The 14,386-nt window shown below is 60.1% G+C and carries 13 protein-coding genes, 1 tRNA gene and 3 pseudogenes; 11 read left to right on the top strand and 6 right to left on the bottom strand.

Going from position 1 to position 14,386, the window contains the following annotated elements:
• The first annotated feature begins 57 nt into the window (after positions 1-57).
• Complete coding sequence (locus F0169_RS12740) at positions 58-831, top strand: iron-containing redox enzyme family protein (RefSeq protein ID WP_152746758.1); 774 nt, start codon at positions 58-60, stop codon at positions 829-831.
• Positions 832-875: 44 nt separating this feature from the next.
• Here F0169_RS12740 and F0169_RS12745 read toward each other — a convergent pair whose 3' ends face one another.
• The gene (locus F0169_RS12745; RefSeq protein ID WP_058411929.1) at positions 876-1,802 is read right to left on the bottom strand and encodes a GGDEF domain-containing protein; all 927 of its coding nucleotides are present in this window, start codon (positions 1,800-1,802) and stop codon (positions 876-878) included.
• Between the two features lie 417 nt (positions 1,803-2,219).
• Between F0169_RS12745 and F0169_RS12750 the strand changes: the two genes are divergently transcribed.
• A tRNA-Asn gene (locus F0169_RS12750) sits at positions 2,220-2,295 on the top strand.
• Between the two features lie 144 nt (positions 2,296-2,439).
• On the opposite strand, the gene F0169_RS12755 is transcribed toward F0169_RS12750, so the two are convergent.
• Entirely contained in the window at positions 2,440-3,105 is a 666-nt protein-coding gene (locus F0169_RS12755; RefSeq protein ID WP_152746724.1) for a TetR/AcrR family transcriptional regulator, read from the bottom strand.
• A gap of 119 nt (positions 3,106-3,224) precedes the next feature.
• Between F0169_RS12755 and F0169_RS12760 the strand changes: the two genes are divergently transcribed.
• The gene (locus F0169_RS12760; RefSeq protein ID WP_172979426.1) at positions 3,225-4,442 is read left to right on the top strand and encodes an MFS transporter; all 1,218 of its coding nucleotides are present in this window, start codon (positions 3,225-3,227) and stop codon (positions 4,440-4,442) included.
• Between the two features lie 57 nt (positions 4,443-4,499).
• Here F0169_RS12760 and F0169_RS12765 read toward each other — a convergent pair whose 3' ends face one another.
• On the bottom strand, positions 4,500-5,561 hold the full coding sequence (locus tag F0169_RS12765; protein ID WP_152746726.1) for an SDR family oxidoreductase: 1,062 nt from the start codon (positions 5,559-5,561) through the stop codon (positions 4,500-4,502).
• A gap of 189 nt (positions 5,562-5,750) precedes the next feature.
• Between F0169_RS12765 and F0169_RS12770 the strand changes: the two genes are divergently transcribed.
• Complete coding sequence (locus F0169_RS12770; RefSeq protein WP_152746727.1) at positions 5,751-6,548, top strand: DNA/RNA non-specific endonuclease; 798 nt, start codon at positions 5,751-5,753, stop codon at positions 6,546-6,548.
• A 34-nt stretch (positions 6,549-6,582) separates the two neighbouring features.
• Here the strand turns inward: F0169_RS12770 and F0169_RS12775 are convergent, their stop codons facing one another.
• On the bottom strand, positions 6,583-6,762 hold the full coding sequence (locus F0169_RS12775) for a DUF1289 domain-containing protein (protein WP_152746728.1): 180 nt from the start codon (positions 6,760-6,762) through the stop codon (positions 6,583-6,585).
• A gap of 262 nt (positions 6,763-7,024) precedes the next feature.
• On the opposite strand from F0169_RS12775, the gene F0169_RS12780 reads away from it, so the two are divergent.
• The 3 genes from F0169_RS12780 (at position 7,025) to F0169_RS12790 (ending at position 9,908) form a co-directional block, all read left to right on the top strand.
• On the top strand, positions 7,025-8,236 hold the full coding sequence (locus tag F0169_RS12780; protein WP_152746729.1) for a YeeE/YedE family protein: 1,212 nt from the start codon (positions 7,025-7,027) through the stop codon (positions 8,234-8,236).
• Positions 8,237-8,377: 141 nt separating this feature from the next.
• The gene (locus F0169_RS12785) at positions 8,378-8,920 is read left to right on the top strand and encodes a cysteine hydrolase family protein (protein ID WP_152746730.1); all 543 of its coding nucleotides are present in this window, start codon (positions 8,378-8,380) and stop codon (positions 8,918-8,920) included.
• 4 nt (positions 8,921-8,924) lie between these two features.
• A complete protein-coding gene (locus F0169_RS12790) occupies positions 8,925-9,908 on the top strand; it encodes a GlxA family transcriptional regulator (protein ID WP_152746731.1) in 984 nt (327 codons plus the stop codon).
• Here F0169_RS12790 and F0169_RS12795 read toward each other — a convergent pair.
• Complete coding sequence (locus F0169_RS12795; protein WP_152746732.1) at positions 9,879-10,046, bottom strand: DUF2986 domain-containing protein; 168 nt, start codon at positions 10,044-10,046, stop codon at positions 9,879-9,881. The genes F0169_RS12790 and F0169_RS12795 overlap by 30 nt on opposite strands.
• 150 nt (positions 10,047-10,196) lie before the next feature.
• Positions 10,197-10,667: pseudogene (locus tag F0169_RS12800) on the bottom strand (P-loop NTPase family protein); the annotation flags it as partial.
• A 115-nt stretch (positions 10,668-10,782) separates the two neighbouring features.
• Here F0169_RS12800 and F0169_RS28605 point away from each other — a divergent pair.
• From F0169_RS28605 to F0169_RS28420, 4 genes and pseudogenes are all read left to right on the top strand, one after another.
• Positions 10,783-11,313, top strand: a pseudogene (locus tag F0169_RS28605) (MCP four helix bundle domain-containing protein); the annotation flags it as partial.
• A 51-nt stretch (positions 11,314-11,364) separates the two neighbouring features.
• Positions 11,365-12,435 (top strand): methyl-accepting chemotaxis protein, encoded by a 1,071-nt coding sequence (locus tag F0169_RS28610; RefSeq protein ID WP_482822451.1) that lies wholly within the window; start codon positions 11,365-11,367, stop codon positions 12,433-12,435.
• A gap of 214 nt (positions 12,436-12,649) precedes the next feature.
• Positions 12,650-13,432 (top strand): annotated as a pseudogene (locus F0169_RS28415) (MCP four helix bundle domain-containing protein); the annotation flags it as partial.
• Positions 13,427-14,290, top strand: a complete 864-nt coding sequence (locus F0169_RS28420; RefSeq protein WP_421556609.1) for a methyl-accepting chemotaxis protein — start codon at positions 13,427-13,429, stop codon at positions 14,288-14,290. The pseudogene F0169_RS28415 and the gene F0169_RS28420, both read left to right, overlap by 6 nt.
• Positions 14,291-14,386: the final 96 nt, after the last annotated feature.

Here is a 14,386-nt window from a genome sequence, read left to right on the forward strand (position 1 = left end):
TCACACTTAAAAAGGAGCCCTACAGTGATCGACACATTCAACAGAACCGGCCCGCTTATGGAAGCCTCGAGTTACCCTGCCTGGGCGCAGCAATTGATCCAGGACTGTAGCGAAAGCAAGCGCCGGGTTGTCGAGCACGAACTGTACCAGCGCATGCGTGATAACACGCTCAGCGCCAAGACCCTGCGCCACTACCTGATCGGTGGTTGGCCAGTGGTTGAACAGTTTGCCTTGTACATGGCACAGAACCTCACCAAGACCAAGTTTGCCCGCCACCCTGGCGAAGACATGGCGCGCCGGTGGTTGATGCGCAATATTCGCGTGGAACTCAACCACGCCGATTATTGGGTGAATTGGGCCCGCGCGCATGGTGTCAGCCTCGAAGAGCTGCAAGCGCAGAACGTACCGCCTGAGTTGCACGCATTGAGCCATTGGTGCTGGCACACCAGCTCGGCCGATTCATTGATCGTCGCGATTGCTGCGACCAACTATGCGATCGAGGGGGCGACCGGCGAGTGGTCCGCCGTGGTCTGTTCTACCGGTGTGTATGCGGCAGCCTTCCCTGAAGAAGACCGCAAGCGCGCCATGAAGTGGCTGAAGATGCATGCCCAGTACGACGATGCTCACCCTTGGGAAGCGCTGGAAATCATCTGCACCCTGGCCGGCATGAACCCAAGCAAAGCCCTGCAGTTAGAGCTGCGCGATGCCGTACGCAAGAGCTACGACTACATGTACCTGTTTTTGGAAAGCTGCATGCGCTTGGAAGCAGACCAGGAAAAGCCACCAGCCGTGTTTCGCGAGCGTCAGGCGCGCATCGCCAGCGAGGCTTGATGTAAGCGAGTTGGCGGGGAAGTGAGGGGGATGTAGCGGGGTAGTTACCCCGCCATTGCCAGGCGGTTGCGGCCTTCGCGTTTGGCCACGTACAAGGCGCTGTCCGCCCGGCGCAACAGGCTTTCGGCAGATTCGGCGGCCAACAAGGTCGAGCAGCCCAGACTCACCGTCAAGTCAATGCGCATGTCATCTGCCCAGTAATCCTGAGCTTGCGCTGCACGGCGCAAGCGCTCGCCGACCATTTCTGCCGCGTCCCGGCCGGTATTCGAGAGCAGAATCAGAAACTCTTCCCCGCCAAACCGAAACACCATGTCCACATTGCGCAGCTGGCTTTTGATCGAGGCGGCCACCGCGCGCAGCACCGCATCGCCAGCTGCATGGCCGTAGGTGTCATTGATTGTCTTGAAGTGATCAATGTCCAGCATCAGCAAGGACAGCGGGCTCAAGTGCCGTTTCGCCATGTCGATTTCCCGTTGCAGGGTCTGGTCCATGGCGATGCGATTGCCGGTTTCAGTCAATGGGTCACGCAGCGCGCTGCGGGTGGCGGCGCGGTAGAGCAGCGCGTTGCGCATAGGGTAAAGCAAGCTCGCGAGCAGGGACTCAAGCTGGCCGAGTTCGTCTTCCATAAAGCGCTGGTTGCGACGGAAGATCAGCTCGCCCAAATGCTCGCCTTCATGGCTCAACGTGTAGCTGACCGAATGGTGGCCGCGCTGCCCGAACTCCAGGCGCAAGTCGCTGGCTTCATGGCGATAGTGCAGCGCGTCGAGAGGCACCAACCGCTGGATCTCGCGAAAGAACAAACCCAGGATGCGTTCCGGTTCGAGGCTGGTCTGCAATTGCTGACCCAATTGCCGGCGAAGTTCGGAAAAAGTGACGGGGCGGTGAGGACGCAGAGATGGCTGACCAAACCCCAGGCGTTGCAATTTAGCGCTGTCGAAGTCAATTGCGTTGGTCTGGGTCGGTGTTTTCATAAGTTGACGGCCTCTAAGCGCTAAACTGTCCTACAGGCTCGGTGAGCGTGGCGAGTGCCAAGCGTCTGGCTGTTCCTTCAGTTCCGTGAAACTTGGGAAACAGTTTAGACCGCTTTGCCGTGGGTTATAAGCCCCGGGCACTGCCACACGTCTTGTCATCGCTTGACCTGCTTGAAGGGTTTAGAGCGAGATTCATGCCATAACGTTTCATTATATTAAAACTCTTATAAATCAATCGACTGCTAGTATCGCCGTGAGCAAGCGCCGCGTGACCGCGCCAGTTATTTGGCTAATTGGCTGAAAGTCACTGCCAGCGCGAGCCTGCGCACCCCGTTTAGCCCTGGTCGAATCCTGGATTTCAGACAGTTGCCGCACGATGCTTGACTTTCTCTTTTTAATCAGTAACATACGGCGCATTCCGCGATAGCTCAGTTGGTAGAGCAAATGACTGTTAATCATTGGGTCCCTGGTTCGAGTCCAGGTCGTGGAGCCAGACAGTAAAAAGCCTGCAGAGATGCAGGCTTTTTTTTGCCCTGGATTTGGCGGCGTTCAAAAGTCCCTGGGCCAGAGCGCGCGCACTGCCTGGCAGGCCACCGTCAGGTTGCAGGCTGTTCTGCTACCCGGTTACCGCGCTTCATCAGGATGCTTGCTGCGCCACTGCTGCAGCGTCGCCTTTGGCTTGGAGCGTAACGCTCGACGCCGCAATGTCCCATGTCAGCAGAACCTGTGTGATGGCCGAATCAAGGGTCGCGTGCGATGCGTTATCGCGCGCAAGTATCGACACGCCCTGCAAGAAACCGTCAAACACGGTAGCTAGCGCCTCTACATCAAGCGTGGCCGGTAGCTGCCCCGCACTGACCCCGCGCTCAACACACGCCAGGATGCCAGCGCGCGTTCGCGCCCTGGAGTGCGTTAATGCTTGGGCAACCTGCGCATTGTCGAGGCTCGGTGCACTCATAACCCCAAGCGTCACCATGCAGCCTTTGGGATGCCCGTCTTCACACTGCATACGCGCCGACTGGCGCAGCGCAGTGTCAATGGCTTGTCGCGGAGGCAGGGTTTCATCCCACAGGCATTCGGTGACTTGGGCGTAGGTCGCCAGATAGCGCTGCACGCATTCATCGAACAGCGCCTCTTTAGAACCGAACGCCGCGTAAAAGCTCGGCGCAGAAATACCGCCACCCAGGCCGGCCTTGAGCTGGGTCAGCGAAGTGGCGTCGTAGCCGTGTTCCCAGAACAGGTGCATGGCCTGTTCCACGGCGTGATCACGGTCGAAATTACGCGGGCGGCCCATTTGTGCCATGTCAGCAATCCTCTGAATAACGAGATAAATACTAGTCGATACATAAGTCTTTGACAATCGGCAGTGTGTGCTGCAACATCTGTATCGATCGATATTTAAGTCCCCTCAAGGAGTCTCTCGTGACACCCTCACTCAGCGCAGCCGCAGCATCCGACCGCTTGCCGATAGGCGCCTTGCTCGCCTTGGCCATGACGGGTTTTATCTGCATCGTCACCGAAACCCTGCCCGCAGGCCTGTTGCCGTTGATCAGTGAAGGCTTGGCGATTTCCCCGTCGATGGCCGGGCAGATGGTCACCGCCTACGCGCTGGGTTCGGTACTGGCGGTGATCCCCATGACCATCGCCACCCGTGGTTGGCGGCGGCGTAATGTGCTGATGCTGACGATTGTCGGCTTTCTGCTGTTCAACTCCATCACGGCGTTTTCGGCGCACTATGGCGTGACCTTGGTGGCGCGATTTTTTGCCGGTGTGGCGGCCGGGTTGGCCTGGAGTTTGTTGGCCGGTTACGCCCGGCGCATGGTCGCGCCGCATCAGCAGGGCAAGGCGCTCGCACTGGCGATGGTCGGCACACCGATTGCGCTGTCGCTGGGCGTACCGCTCGGCACCTGGCTAGGCGGCCTGGTGGGCTGGCGCACGACGTTCGGCATCATGTCGGCGCTGACACTGGTGTTAATCGTCTGGGTGCTGGTGAAGGTGCCCGACTATCCGCCACAGGCTGAGCACCAGCGTGTGTCGCTGCGCAACGTGCTGACCACGCCCGGCGTAAGGCCAGTGCTGGCGGTGGTGATCAGTTGGATGCTGGCGCACAACATTCTGTACACCTATATCGCGCCATTTTTGCTGCCGGCCGGTTTGGCTGGCCGCGTGGACCTGGTGTTGCTGGTGTTCGGCGTTGCCGCATTGGCCGGCATTTGGCTGACGGCCAAATTGGTCGAGCCGTTGCTGCGCAAGACTGTGCTGGCAAGCCTGGCGATGTTTGCGACGGTGAGTGTGGCATTCGGCTTGCTGGGCGATGTGCCGCAGGTGATTTACCTCGGCGTAGCGGTGTGGGGCCTAAGTTTTGGCGGCGCCGCAACGTTGCTGCAAACTGCGCTTGCAGACGCAGCGGGCGATGGCGCAGACGTGGCGTTATCGTTGAATGTGGTGGCGTGGAACAGCGCTATTGCCGCCAGCGGTATCCTCGGCGCAGTGTTGCTGGATACGTGGGGCGTGGCGTCATTTCCGTGGGCGATGCTGGCGTTGTTGGCGGTGGCGTTGTGCATCGCGTGGTCGGCGCAGGCGCATGGTTTCAAACCGGGGCAGCGCTCTGCCGATGGGCCTGCGGCGTCAGGGCATTAGGCGCAAGGCGCTTGACCGCTGCCGGTCAAGCGCGCGCTCGGCCCGCGGTAGCCCGCCTCAAGGAATCAAGCGCTGGGCCCGCAGTTGATCGAACACATCAAAAAACGCCTGGTCGCTGGCCTGGTAGGCGGTGAACCCCATTTTGCGGCTCTTGGACATGTCCGTAACCACCTCGATCGGCCGGCCAAGGTCGGCATCGGTATGCCAAGGCGAGGCCAAGCGGCTGATGTCGGTTTCTGCCAGGCCATGTTGCTCGGCGATCTGGCGCCAGGTGTTCTGATCATCGGCCATTTGCTGTTCAAGCGGGGTGACGGAGGCCGGGAAGTCGGCGGGTGTCAGGCCGAAATAACCAGCGATCTGGCCCCACATCCATTGCCAGCGAAACACATCGCCATTGGTGATGTTGAACGCCTGGTTGGCCGCCGCAGGCGTGGTGGCGGCCCACAGCTGCTGTTTGGCCAGTTGCCGCGCGTCGGTCATGTCCGTGAGGCTGTCCCACTGCACGCGCGAGCCCGGAAACACAAACGGGCGCCCGGTGTGTTTGCAGATGCTGGCGTAGACGGCGAGGGTGGTCGCCATGTTCATCGCATTGCCCACGGCGACGCCGGTGACCGTATGCGGGCGGTGAACGCTCCAGGTGAAACCGTCCTTTTCAGCGGCGGCGAACACTTCGTCTTCCTGCGCATAATAGAAGTTCTCCACAGCCAGTCGGCCCTGTTCTTCACGGAACGGGGTCTGCGGCAGGCTGCCTTTGCCGTAAGCTTCGAACGGGCCAAGGTAGTGCTTCAAACCGGTGACCAATGCCACGTGCTGCACGCTGCCAGCCGGGCGCACGGCGTCGAGTACGTTGCGCACCATGGCGGCATTGACGCGAATATTCCCGGCCTCGGTGGCCTGGCGAGACCAGGTGGTGATGAACACATGGGTCGGCTTCAGGTCGGCCAGCGCTTGTTGCACTGAAGCCTGGTCTTGCAGGTCGGCAGCCACCGGAATCACCCCAGGCACTTTCGAGGGGCTGCGGGAAAGCGCGGCGACCTGCCATTGATTGTCGAGCAGTAATTGGGTGATGGCGCTGCCAACGATGCCGCTGGCGCCCACGACTAATGCGATTTGGGTCATAAGATTCTCCCGAGTATGTAGGGTTCTGAGCCCCTGAGGCCACTGAGGTTCAACCTGTGCACGACACTCGCGGCACCAAAGGCGCTTATGAGGGTCCATAAGCCCCGCACGATCGTCAGCGCTCGTGCCTCTGTCGGTTCCATGAGCCGGAATTCGTTATCCGTTGACCCTCACCATAAGATCTAACGCATGTACCTACGCAACCTTGCAATCGGGCTCTCGGCCCTTGTTTTACTTTCCACCTCGGCGCACGCCCGCAGTCTGGCAAACCCTTATACCGCCGAGCAGCGAAAGGCTTCGTTTGACAGTTGCGCTGAACTCTTCCCCGCATCGAACCCAATCAAGACGACCACCGTGCCCGCGTCGATGAAGCCCATGGCGCTGTGTTCCGACACGTTTGCGGTGCTGTATTCGCAAACCAGCAAGACGCCGCTGTTGGTCGTCGAGCGCCTGAACGCTGCCCAACTGCGCGATGCCAAAGGTGAGGAGCGCACCAACCAGTTCTACCCGGACCCGCGCATCCCGAAAAGTGGTCGTGCAGAGTTGAGCGACTACCGCAGCCAGAAGCCGGCCATGGACCGCGGCCATCAAGCCCCCGCTGCCGATGCACCGAACGCGCATGCGATGGCGCAGTCGTTCGCGCTGTCGAACATGGTGCCGCAAAACCCCACCAACAATCGCAAGATCTGGAGCAAGGTCGAGGCGGACGTGCGCAAGTTTGCCAAGCGCGCCGGCGGCAATGTGTATGTGTTCACCGGCCCGTTGTTTGACGCGGGTTACCGAACCACGGGCCGCAACAAAGTGTGGGTGCCGACGCGCCTGTTCAAGCTGGTGTATGACGCCTCCTCGAAACGCGCCTGGGCCTACGTGCTGCCCAATGCTGAAACGCGTATTCAACGGCCGATGGACTACGACACGTTTGTGAAGACCACCGGGCTCAAGCTGCTGGGCAATCTGCCGGTCACCGGCTCCATCGGTCGAGGCTGATGTGACGCCCCAAAGGCTGGCAACAGCGCCAGCCTTACCTGGGCTTTTTCAGCGCCTTCAAGCGCAACGTTGCACGCTGAACGGCGGCCATTTTTTCCGGGCGTTTCATGCGTTTCCATTTGCGTATGTCGTCCTTGGTCCGGCCGCAGCTGACGCATAAATCGCCACTGAGCTGGCACGTGGAAATGCACGGGTTCTCAATATCTTTAGCCAAGGGCTCACCTGCCTATGCAAAGCCTCACCACGCAGAGGCTGCGTTTTGCGTTTTACTCGTGGGCCGCGCCAAGCAACCCATGGTTGTGTGCACAAGCGCCTTACTGTGGGAGCGGGCAAGCACACTCCCACATTTGACTGCATGGCGGCGCTATCAGAGCGCGACCGATACGCACCCCGGATTACTCCCAAAAAAGCGCCGCCACAGGGTTTATACTCGCCGCCATCGTACGCACCCCCATTCATACACACCGAGATACCTCATGAGTCACGCTATTCCCCTCGCCCCCGCGCGCAAGCCCATCGCGCCGTGGGCGGCTCTCATCATTCTGGTGATGGGCGCTATATTACTGCAAAGCAGCGTCGGTTCACGCCAGGTGCTGCTGCTGGTAGTCGGCGCCGCGCTGGGCTTGACCCTGTACCACGCAGCCTTTGGTTTCACCTCCGCTTGGCGGGTGTTTATCAATGACCGGCGTGGCGCCGGTCTGCGTGCGCAAATGGTGATGCTGGCCGTGGCGGTGCTGCTGTTCTTCCCCGCGCTGGGCGCGGGCACACTGTTTGGCCAGCCGTTGGTCGGGCTGGTGGCGCCGGCCGGTGTGTCGGTGGTGTTTGGTGCGTTTATTTTCGGCATCGGCATGCAGTTGGGTGGCGGTTGCGCATCGGGCACCTTGTTCACTGCGGGCGGCGGTAATGCGCGCATGTTGGTCACATTGCTGTTCTTTATTTGCGGTTCGTTGATCGCCACGCACCATGTTGACTGGTGGTTTGCGCTGCCGGCGTTCCCTGCGGTGTCCATCGTCAAAAGCTTCGGCGTGCTGCCTGCTTTGCTCATTAGCCTGGCGGTGTTCGGCCTGATTGCAGCCGTCACGGTGCGCCTGGAAAAACGCCGCCACGGCCAGCTTGAACAGGCCGTGACCAGTCAACACACGGGCCTGCGCCGCTTTCTGCGCGGGCCGTGGCCATTGGTGTGGGGCGCCATAGGCTTGGCGCTGCTCAACTACGCGACCCTGGCGTTGGCCGGGCGGCCTTGGGGCATCACCTCGGCGTTCGCGTTGTGGGGCGCCAAAGTGGCGAGCGGGTTGGGGGTGGATGTGGCCAGTTGGGCGTTCTGGCAAATGCCGGGCAATGCCAAGGCACTCGCCGCGCCGGTGTGGGAAGACATCACCAGCGTCATGGACATCGGCATTATGCTCGGTGCCTTGTTGGCCGCAGGGTTGGCTGGGCGTTTCGCCCCCAACCTGAAAATTCCGGCGCGCTCGCTGGTGGCTGCGGTGATCGGTGGCCTGTTACTCGGTTATGGCTCGCGTCTGGCGTACGGTTGCAATATCGGTGCGTACTTCAGCGGTATCGCCTCGGGCAGCTTGCATGGCTGGGTATGGTTAGTGGCGGCGTTTATCGGCAATAGCGTAGGCGTGCGGTTGCGGCCATGGTTCTTTGCGGGCGAGCGGCCGCAGGTGGCATTGAGCGGTTGCTGAACCCATCAGGGTGCGCAGAGTGCCTTGGGTAATGATGTCCGAATACGTCCTCAAGTGGTCCGAAGCACGCCTGTTGTTCACCCGGCAACGTCCTTAGCATGGCTTGCATCATTCCTCACGATGCAAGCCTTAAGGACCCTTATGAGCCACAAAGCGCTTATTGTAATCGATGCCCAGCAGTCGTTCCGCCATTCAGACTATTGGTCCGAAAATGACCTGCCCGGTTACCTGGAAAAACAACAGGCACTGATCGACGGGTGTGTTCAACACGGCATCCCGGTGATACAAGTCTTACATGTTGAGGACCACGGGCATTTTTCACTGGCCTCGGGTCACGTCAGGGCATTCAGCGAGTTGTCGATCAACCCGGACCTGATCATTCACAAGCGCTACCACAGCGCTTTTGCCGGAACGCCGCTGGCGGCCCGGCTCACACAGATGGGAGTCACGACGCTGATTATCAGTGGCATTCGTACCGAACAATGCTGTGAAACCACCACGCGGCACGCGTCCGACAGCGGCTTCAATGTGGACTTTGTCAGCGAAGCGACGCTGACCTTCGAGATGACGCACGCGCGCAGCGGCCGGCGTTACACCCCGGCCGAGATTCGCGAGCGTACAGAGCTGGTCCTGGAACACCGTTTTGCGCGCATCGTCACCGTCGCCCAGGCGTTGCAGGGTTGAAGCCATGAGCGTGCCGGTGCTGTTCGTGCTGTTGCCCAACGCACTGATGCTGGATTTGGCCGGGCCTGCCGAAGTGTTGCGCCTTGCCGCGCAAGCCGAAGGCCCTGCGTCGGTCGCTTTCGACTTGCAGTACGTCAGCCCGGTAGCGGCGCTGCAAACGTCCATCGGCCTGCCGCTGAATGGCTTGGCGCCGCTGCCGCCAGCCTTGGCACCTGGCACGCTGGTGGTGTTGGTGGGCTCCACGCCGCCGCTGACGACAGCTTGCCGGCAGGCATTCGAGTCGGCCAACGCGGTGCTCACTGAGTGGCTGAAAAACGTTTTTGCGCCCTCGGGCGAGCGGTTGGTGTGCGTGTGCGCGGGGGCGTTGAGTGCCGCTCGGGCGGGGCTACTGGATGGGCGCCAGTGCACCACGCACCACGCGTTGTGCGCGACACTGCAGGCCATCGCGCCCAAGGCTCGCGTGCTTGAAAACCGCCTGTATGTCATCGACGGCCCGGTCAGTTGCAGCGCGGGGGTGACGGCCGGTATCGACCTGATGCTGCACCTGGTTGCCGAGCTGGCGGGGCCAAGGCTGGCCTGCGCCGTCGCGCGCGACATGGTGGTGTACATGCGCCGCAGCGGCGCCGACCCGCAACTGTCGCCTTGGCTAGCCGGTCGCAACCACGTGCACCCGGCCGTGCATCGGGTGCAGGACGCCATAACGGCCGCCCCGTGCGAGGCATGGAGCGTCACGCGCATGGCCGCCCTGGCCTGCACCAGCAGCCGCCACTTGGCGCGGTTATTCCACGAACACGCAGGCATCAGCCCGCTGGATTACCTGCACACGCTGCGTCTGACGGTGGCGCGTGAATTACTCGCCGAGTCGGCGCTGAACATCGACACCGTCGCCGAGCGCGCAGGTTTTGGTTCGGCGCGCCACCTGCGGCGTATCTGGGGCAAATACGAAGTCGGTACGCCTTCAACTGGACGCGTCGCACTCGGTGGTTGACGCGGGCTCAGACTCAGCCGCCAGTTTCGCGCGGTCGGCCTTACTGATGTATTGATCTTTGTTTTTCGGCGCCAGTTTGGCGCTGGCCTTTTTGGCTTTGGCCTTAAACAGCTGCTTCAGTTTCTTCTGGCGATTCATCGTTTGCTACTCAGCGGGTAAGTGCCGGAATCATATCAGCTTAAGCCCGCGCGTCAGGCCCCTGCGTGTGGCATCGAGAGCTGCCCACGTTCACGCCGTCGTGAAGAGCAGCTTGCAAACGCTAAGCGCGCCGGGTAGCGGCGCGGGGAACTACTTGCCTTCACGAGCTATTGGCGACATGGCAGGCAAACCATCGAGAAACGCGGCGACTTGCTGACGGTTGCGCAAGTGCAGCAGCGGTATCTGCGGACCGATGGCCAGGCGAACCTTCTCTATACCCGGTCGGTAATCGCGATCAAAACCCCAGACGAACTTTAGAAAACTCAGGAACTCGCGGTCGAGCTTCTCCTGGCAGCCTGCTGCCCGGTCTGCGCTGGGGCGATTCATAAGGCTGCGCAAGAGTACTCGGGCAAAACACGTCAGCCTCGGTGTATCGAGCCAGATGATCAAGTCGGCCTCGGGCAGGCGAAGGTCGAAGGTTCGCCGCGCATAGTTGCCTTCACATACCCAGTTGCGCGTCGATAGCGCGTCGCGCACCCGTGTGCGGAATTGCTCCGCGTCGGGTTCGACCCAGTTGGGCTGCCAGAAGAGTCTGTCGAGGTGGACCACGGGCAGGCCCAGATCCCCATTATCCCTGCACTCAGCCCCTCAAGACCCGACCATTCAAGTCGATAAGCTAGGTATTCAGGCTTTAGGGCTCCCTCCGCAGTTACATCTCTGTCATCAGGGGTATTTCATGATCAATAAGAACGAAGCGAACGCAGGCTTCAGCGTCAAACGGCGTTTGATGCTGTCGACATTTGCCATAATTTTGGTGTTTGTTGCGTTGTCCATCTTCATGATTCAAGCCCTTAAAACATCGACCGACAATGTCGATGCGTTGTTTAACAAAGACTTCCTGAAGATGGAGGCGGTCAACAGCATCGACGGAGCCCTGACCCGCGTAGACATCAACATTTTGCGCATGATTGCGATCGGCGACCCGGTGCAGATACCGCAATGGAAGGCCCAGAACGAAAGCGCTTTTGCGCGCATTGATAACCTGACCGAGCAACTGACGGCCAAAGGCAACAATACGCCGAGCGACGGTGTCTTCGAAAAACTGCAAAGCGACTACAGAAAGCTGCGTGACGGCATGCGTCATCAGACCACCGTTATCGAGTCAGGCGACATCCTTGGCGCCACCAAAATCAATCGCGAAGAAGTTAAACCGTTTGCCGAACAAGTCTTCGGGACGCTCCAGCAACTGCGTGAACAGGGCAAGGACCAGGCGCAACTGCGTTTTCAGGAGCAAGTCGCCAGCGCCAGTCAAACGCGTATTATCGCGATTTTCGTGACGCTGCTTATTTCGGTGATCGGCGTCATCGTTACCCTGATGACCACGCGCAGTATCCTGCGCGCTATCGGCGGCGAGCCGAGTGTTGTGGCCGACTTCACCCGCGTCATCGCCCAGGGCGACCTCAGCAAGAACATTGAATTGGCCAGCGGCGACACCACTAGCGTGGCCGCCGCCGTCGGCAACATGCAACAGCAACTGCGCCAGACCTTGCAGCAAATCGCGTCATCCGCCAACCAACTCTCGACCGCCGCCGAGCAACTTACCAGCATCACTCAAGAAGGTGCAGTTGGCCTGCAAAAACAGGCGAATGAGATTGATATGGCGGCCACCGCTGTCAATCAAATGACCAGCGCTGTAGAAGAGGTCGCGCGCAACGCCGAACACACCTCGCGTTCTTCCAGCAGCGCGACGGGGGCGGCCGAAGAAGGCTCGGCGCTGGTCAAAAAAACCGTAACGGCCATCGATAATATGGGCGTGGACATCGGTAAAACTTCCCTGCTGATTGGCGAGTTGGCCGGCCAGTCGCGTGACATTGGCAAAGTGCTCGACGTGATTCGTGGCCTTGCGGATCAAACCAACCTGTTAGCGCTTAACGCCGCCATCGAGGCTGCCCGGGCAGGTGAAGCAGGCCGTGGGTTTGCCGTTGTCGCCGACGAAGTGCGCGCGCTGGCGCACCGCACGCAGCAATCGACCAGCGAAATCGAACGCTTGGTCAGCGGTATTCAGAACGGCACGGACCGAGCCGTCGGTTCCATGCAAGGCAACACTGAATTGGCCGCCAGCACCTTGCTCATCGCAGAAGGCGCGAGCGAAGCCCTTGGCAAAATCAACGCGGCGGTCAGCGAGATTAATGGTCTGAATTTAGTCATCGCCAGCGCATCGCAGGAACAAGCGCACGTGGCTCGGGAAGTTGATCGTAACCTGGTCAACATCCGCGACTTGTCTATCCAGTCATCCCAGGGCGCCTCGCAGACGACCGGCGCCAGCCATGAGTTGTCGCGGCTGGCCGAAGACTTGAGCGCAATTGTTGGACGATTCAGGCTGATTTAAAGAAAGGTCTGCGTAGCGGCTGGCGCGACCAGTCGCGGGTTGCACTGTCGACTGCCGTTACGTCGCGTCCCTGAAGCGACCTACAGAAAGTACCTCTGGTCTCTGAACGTTAAAGCGTCACATGTTCTTGCCGACAAACTTTAAGAGCGCGGTTAATACCGCGTCTCTGCTCATCTCAGGGCTTACCTTTACTACAGATCATAGGGTGAAAAATATGCATTGGTTTCGTGATGCGAAGCTGTCCAGCAAACTAATCGCAGCATTTGGTGTGTGTGCGGTTATCACCCTGGTGGTTGGGTTACTCGGTAACCGTGGGGTCACGCAGTTATCCGACAGCCTGAATTTGACGTTTTCGAACAACCTTGTTTCAGTGGCGAAAACCGCCGAAGCCAAAACTAATGCCATCGCCCAGCTTCGCGATTTGTACAGCCTCGTTTCCGCCACCGCTGCCGGGGCGCCACAAAGCGCCAAGGACGAGATATTAAATAACCTGACCGCCAGCCGCGTGGCCAGTGAAAAAGCCTTTGCCGAGTACCGAACCACGCCGCTTGCAGATGACGAGCGCGCGGCGGGTGACAAGATGGTAAAGGACTGGCCGGATTATCAGGCGCAAGTGCAAAAAGCAGTCAGCGCGTTGCAAGCTGGCGACGTTCCGGCGGCTCGTTCGCTGATTGCCGGTGACGTGCAACGCGGTTTCAACACGGTCATTGACGAGATGACTATCATGGTCGAATCAAACAATCGCCAAATCGGCGAAGGTGCCAAAGACGCTGATGATTTAGGGCGGTCAGCAACCACCACACTTTACATCGGCATCGCGATTGCCTTTGTTGCAGCCTTGCTCCTGGGTATTTTTATCAGCCGACTCATCAGCCGGCCTATCGCGTTGGCTGTTTCCAGCGCCGAACGTATTGCCCAAGGTGACCTGACCCAGACCATCCACAGTGCCGCGCGCGATGAGACCGGGCAATTGTTGACCGCCTTGGGGGCAATGCAGGGCAGCCTTAAAACCACCATCCACCAGATTGCGGATGCGTCCAATCAGTTGGCGTCGGCCGCCGAGGAATTGAACGCGGTGACCGAAGACGGCAGCCGCGGGCTGCTTCGCCAAAATGATGAGATTCAGCAGGCGGCCACTGCGGTGACCGAAATGACCTCGGCGGTGGAAGAGGTTGCGCGTAATGCGCAGTCGGCCTCCGAAGCGTCCAAATCAGCCAGCTCGCAGGCCAGCCAGGGTGTGGGTCAGGCACAGAGCGCGGTGACTGCGGTGAACAGCGCGACCGTGGAAATCAAGTCGTCGACCGCCATCGTGGAAGACCTGGCAGTGCAGGTTCGCGATATTGGCAAGGTGCTCGACGTGATCCGCGGCATTGCCGAACAAACCAACTTGCTGGCGCTGAACGCTGCCATCGAGGCTGCCCGGGCGGGCGAGCAAGGCCGTGGTTTTGCGGTGGTTGCAGACGAAGTGCGCGCATTGGCGGCCAGGACGCAATCGTCCACGGGCGAAATTGAAAGCATGATCGGCGCAGTGCAATCCAGGGCCGATCAGGCGGTGGTAGCGATGGGCAAGAGCCAGTCGCTGGTCACTGACACGCAAGTGCTGGCCCAGGCCACCGGGGATGCGCTGGAACAGATCGCGCAAGGCATCGGCCAGATTAACGACCGCAACCTCGTCATCGCCAGTGCGTGCGAGGAGCAAGCGAATGTCGCGCGCGAGGTAGACCGCAACTTGATCAACATCCAGGACCTGTCGACACAGACGGCTGCAGGCGCGCATCAGACCACGGCGTCTTCACAAGACCTGTCGCGCCTGGCGGTTTCGTTTAATGAACTGGTCAGCCGGTTCAAGCTGTGAAGCGCGGCTGAAAAGCACGATGCGCGCTGAGCGACTAAGCGCGCTGATCGCGTAGTAAAGGAAAAGGCCCCGGCGTTATCAGGCGAGCGGGGCACT

This window comes from Pseudomonas kitaguniensis, assembly GCF_009296165.1.
In the GTDB taxonomy this organism is placed as follows: domain Bacteria; phylum Pseudomonadota; class Gammaproteobacteria; order Pseudomonadales; family Pseudomonadaceae; genus Aquipseudomonas; species Aquipseudomonas kitaguniensis.

Bases quoted from the DNA above. Each gene is read 5' to 3' on its own strand.
- F0169_RS12740 (WP_152746758.1), top strand. From the start codon at position 58: ATGGAAGCCTCGAGTTACCCTGCCTGGGCGCAGCAATTGATCCAGGAC.
- F0169_RS12745 (WP_058411929.1), bottom strand. From the start codon at position 1,802: ATGAAAACACCGACCCAGACCAACGCAATTGACTTCGACAGCGCTAAA.
- F0169_RS12755 (WP_152746724.1), bottom strand. From the start codon at position 3,105: ATGGCACAAATGGGCCGCCCGCGTAATTTCGACCGTGATCACGCCGTG.
- F0169_RS12765 (WP_152746726.1), bottom strand. From the start codon at position 5,561: ATGACCCAAATCGCATTAGTCGTGGGCGCCAGCGGCATCGTTGGCAGC.
- F0169_RS12770 (WP_152746727.1), top strand. From the start codon at position 5,751: ATGTACCTACGCAACCTTGCAATCGGGCTCTCGGCCCTTGTTTTACTT.
- F0169_RS12780 (WP_152746729.1), top strand. From the start codon at position 7,025: ATGAGTCACGCTATTCCCCTCGCCCCCGCGCGCAAGCCCATCGCGCCG.
- F0169_RS12785 (WP_152746730.1), top strand. From the start codon at position 8,378: ATGAGCCACAAAGCGCTTATTGTAATCGATGCCCAGCAGTCGTTCCGC.
- F0169_RS12790 (WP_152746731.1), top strand. From the start codon at position 8,925: ATGAGCGTGCCGGTGCTGTTCGTGCTGTTGCCCAACGCACTGATGCTG.
- F0169_RS12795 (WP_152746732.1), bottom strand. From the start codon at position 10,046: ATGAATCGCCAGAAGAAACTGAAGCAGCTGTTTAAGGCCAAAGCCAAA.
- F0169_RS28420 (WP_421556609.1), top strand. From the start codon at position 13,427: ATGCAGGGCAGCCTTAAAACCACCATCCACCAGATTGCGGATGCGTCC.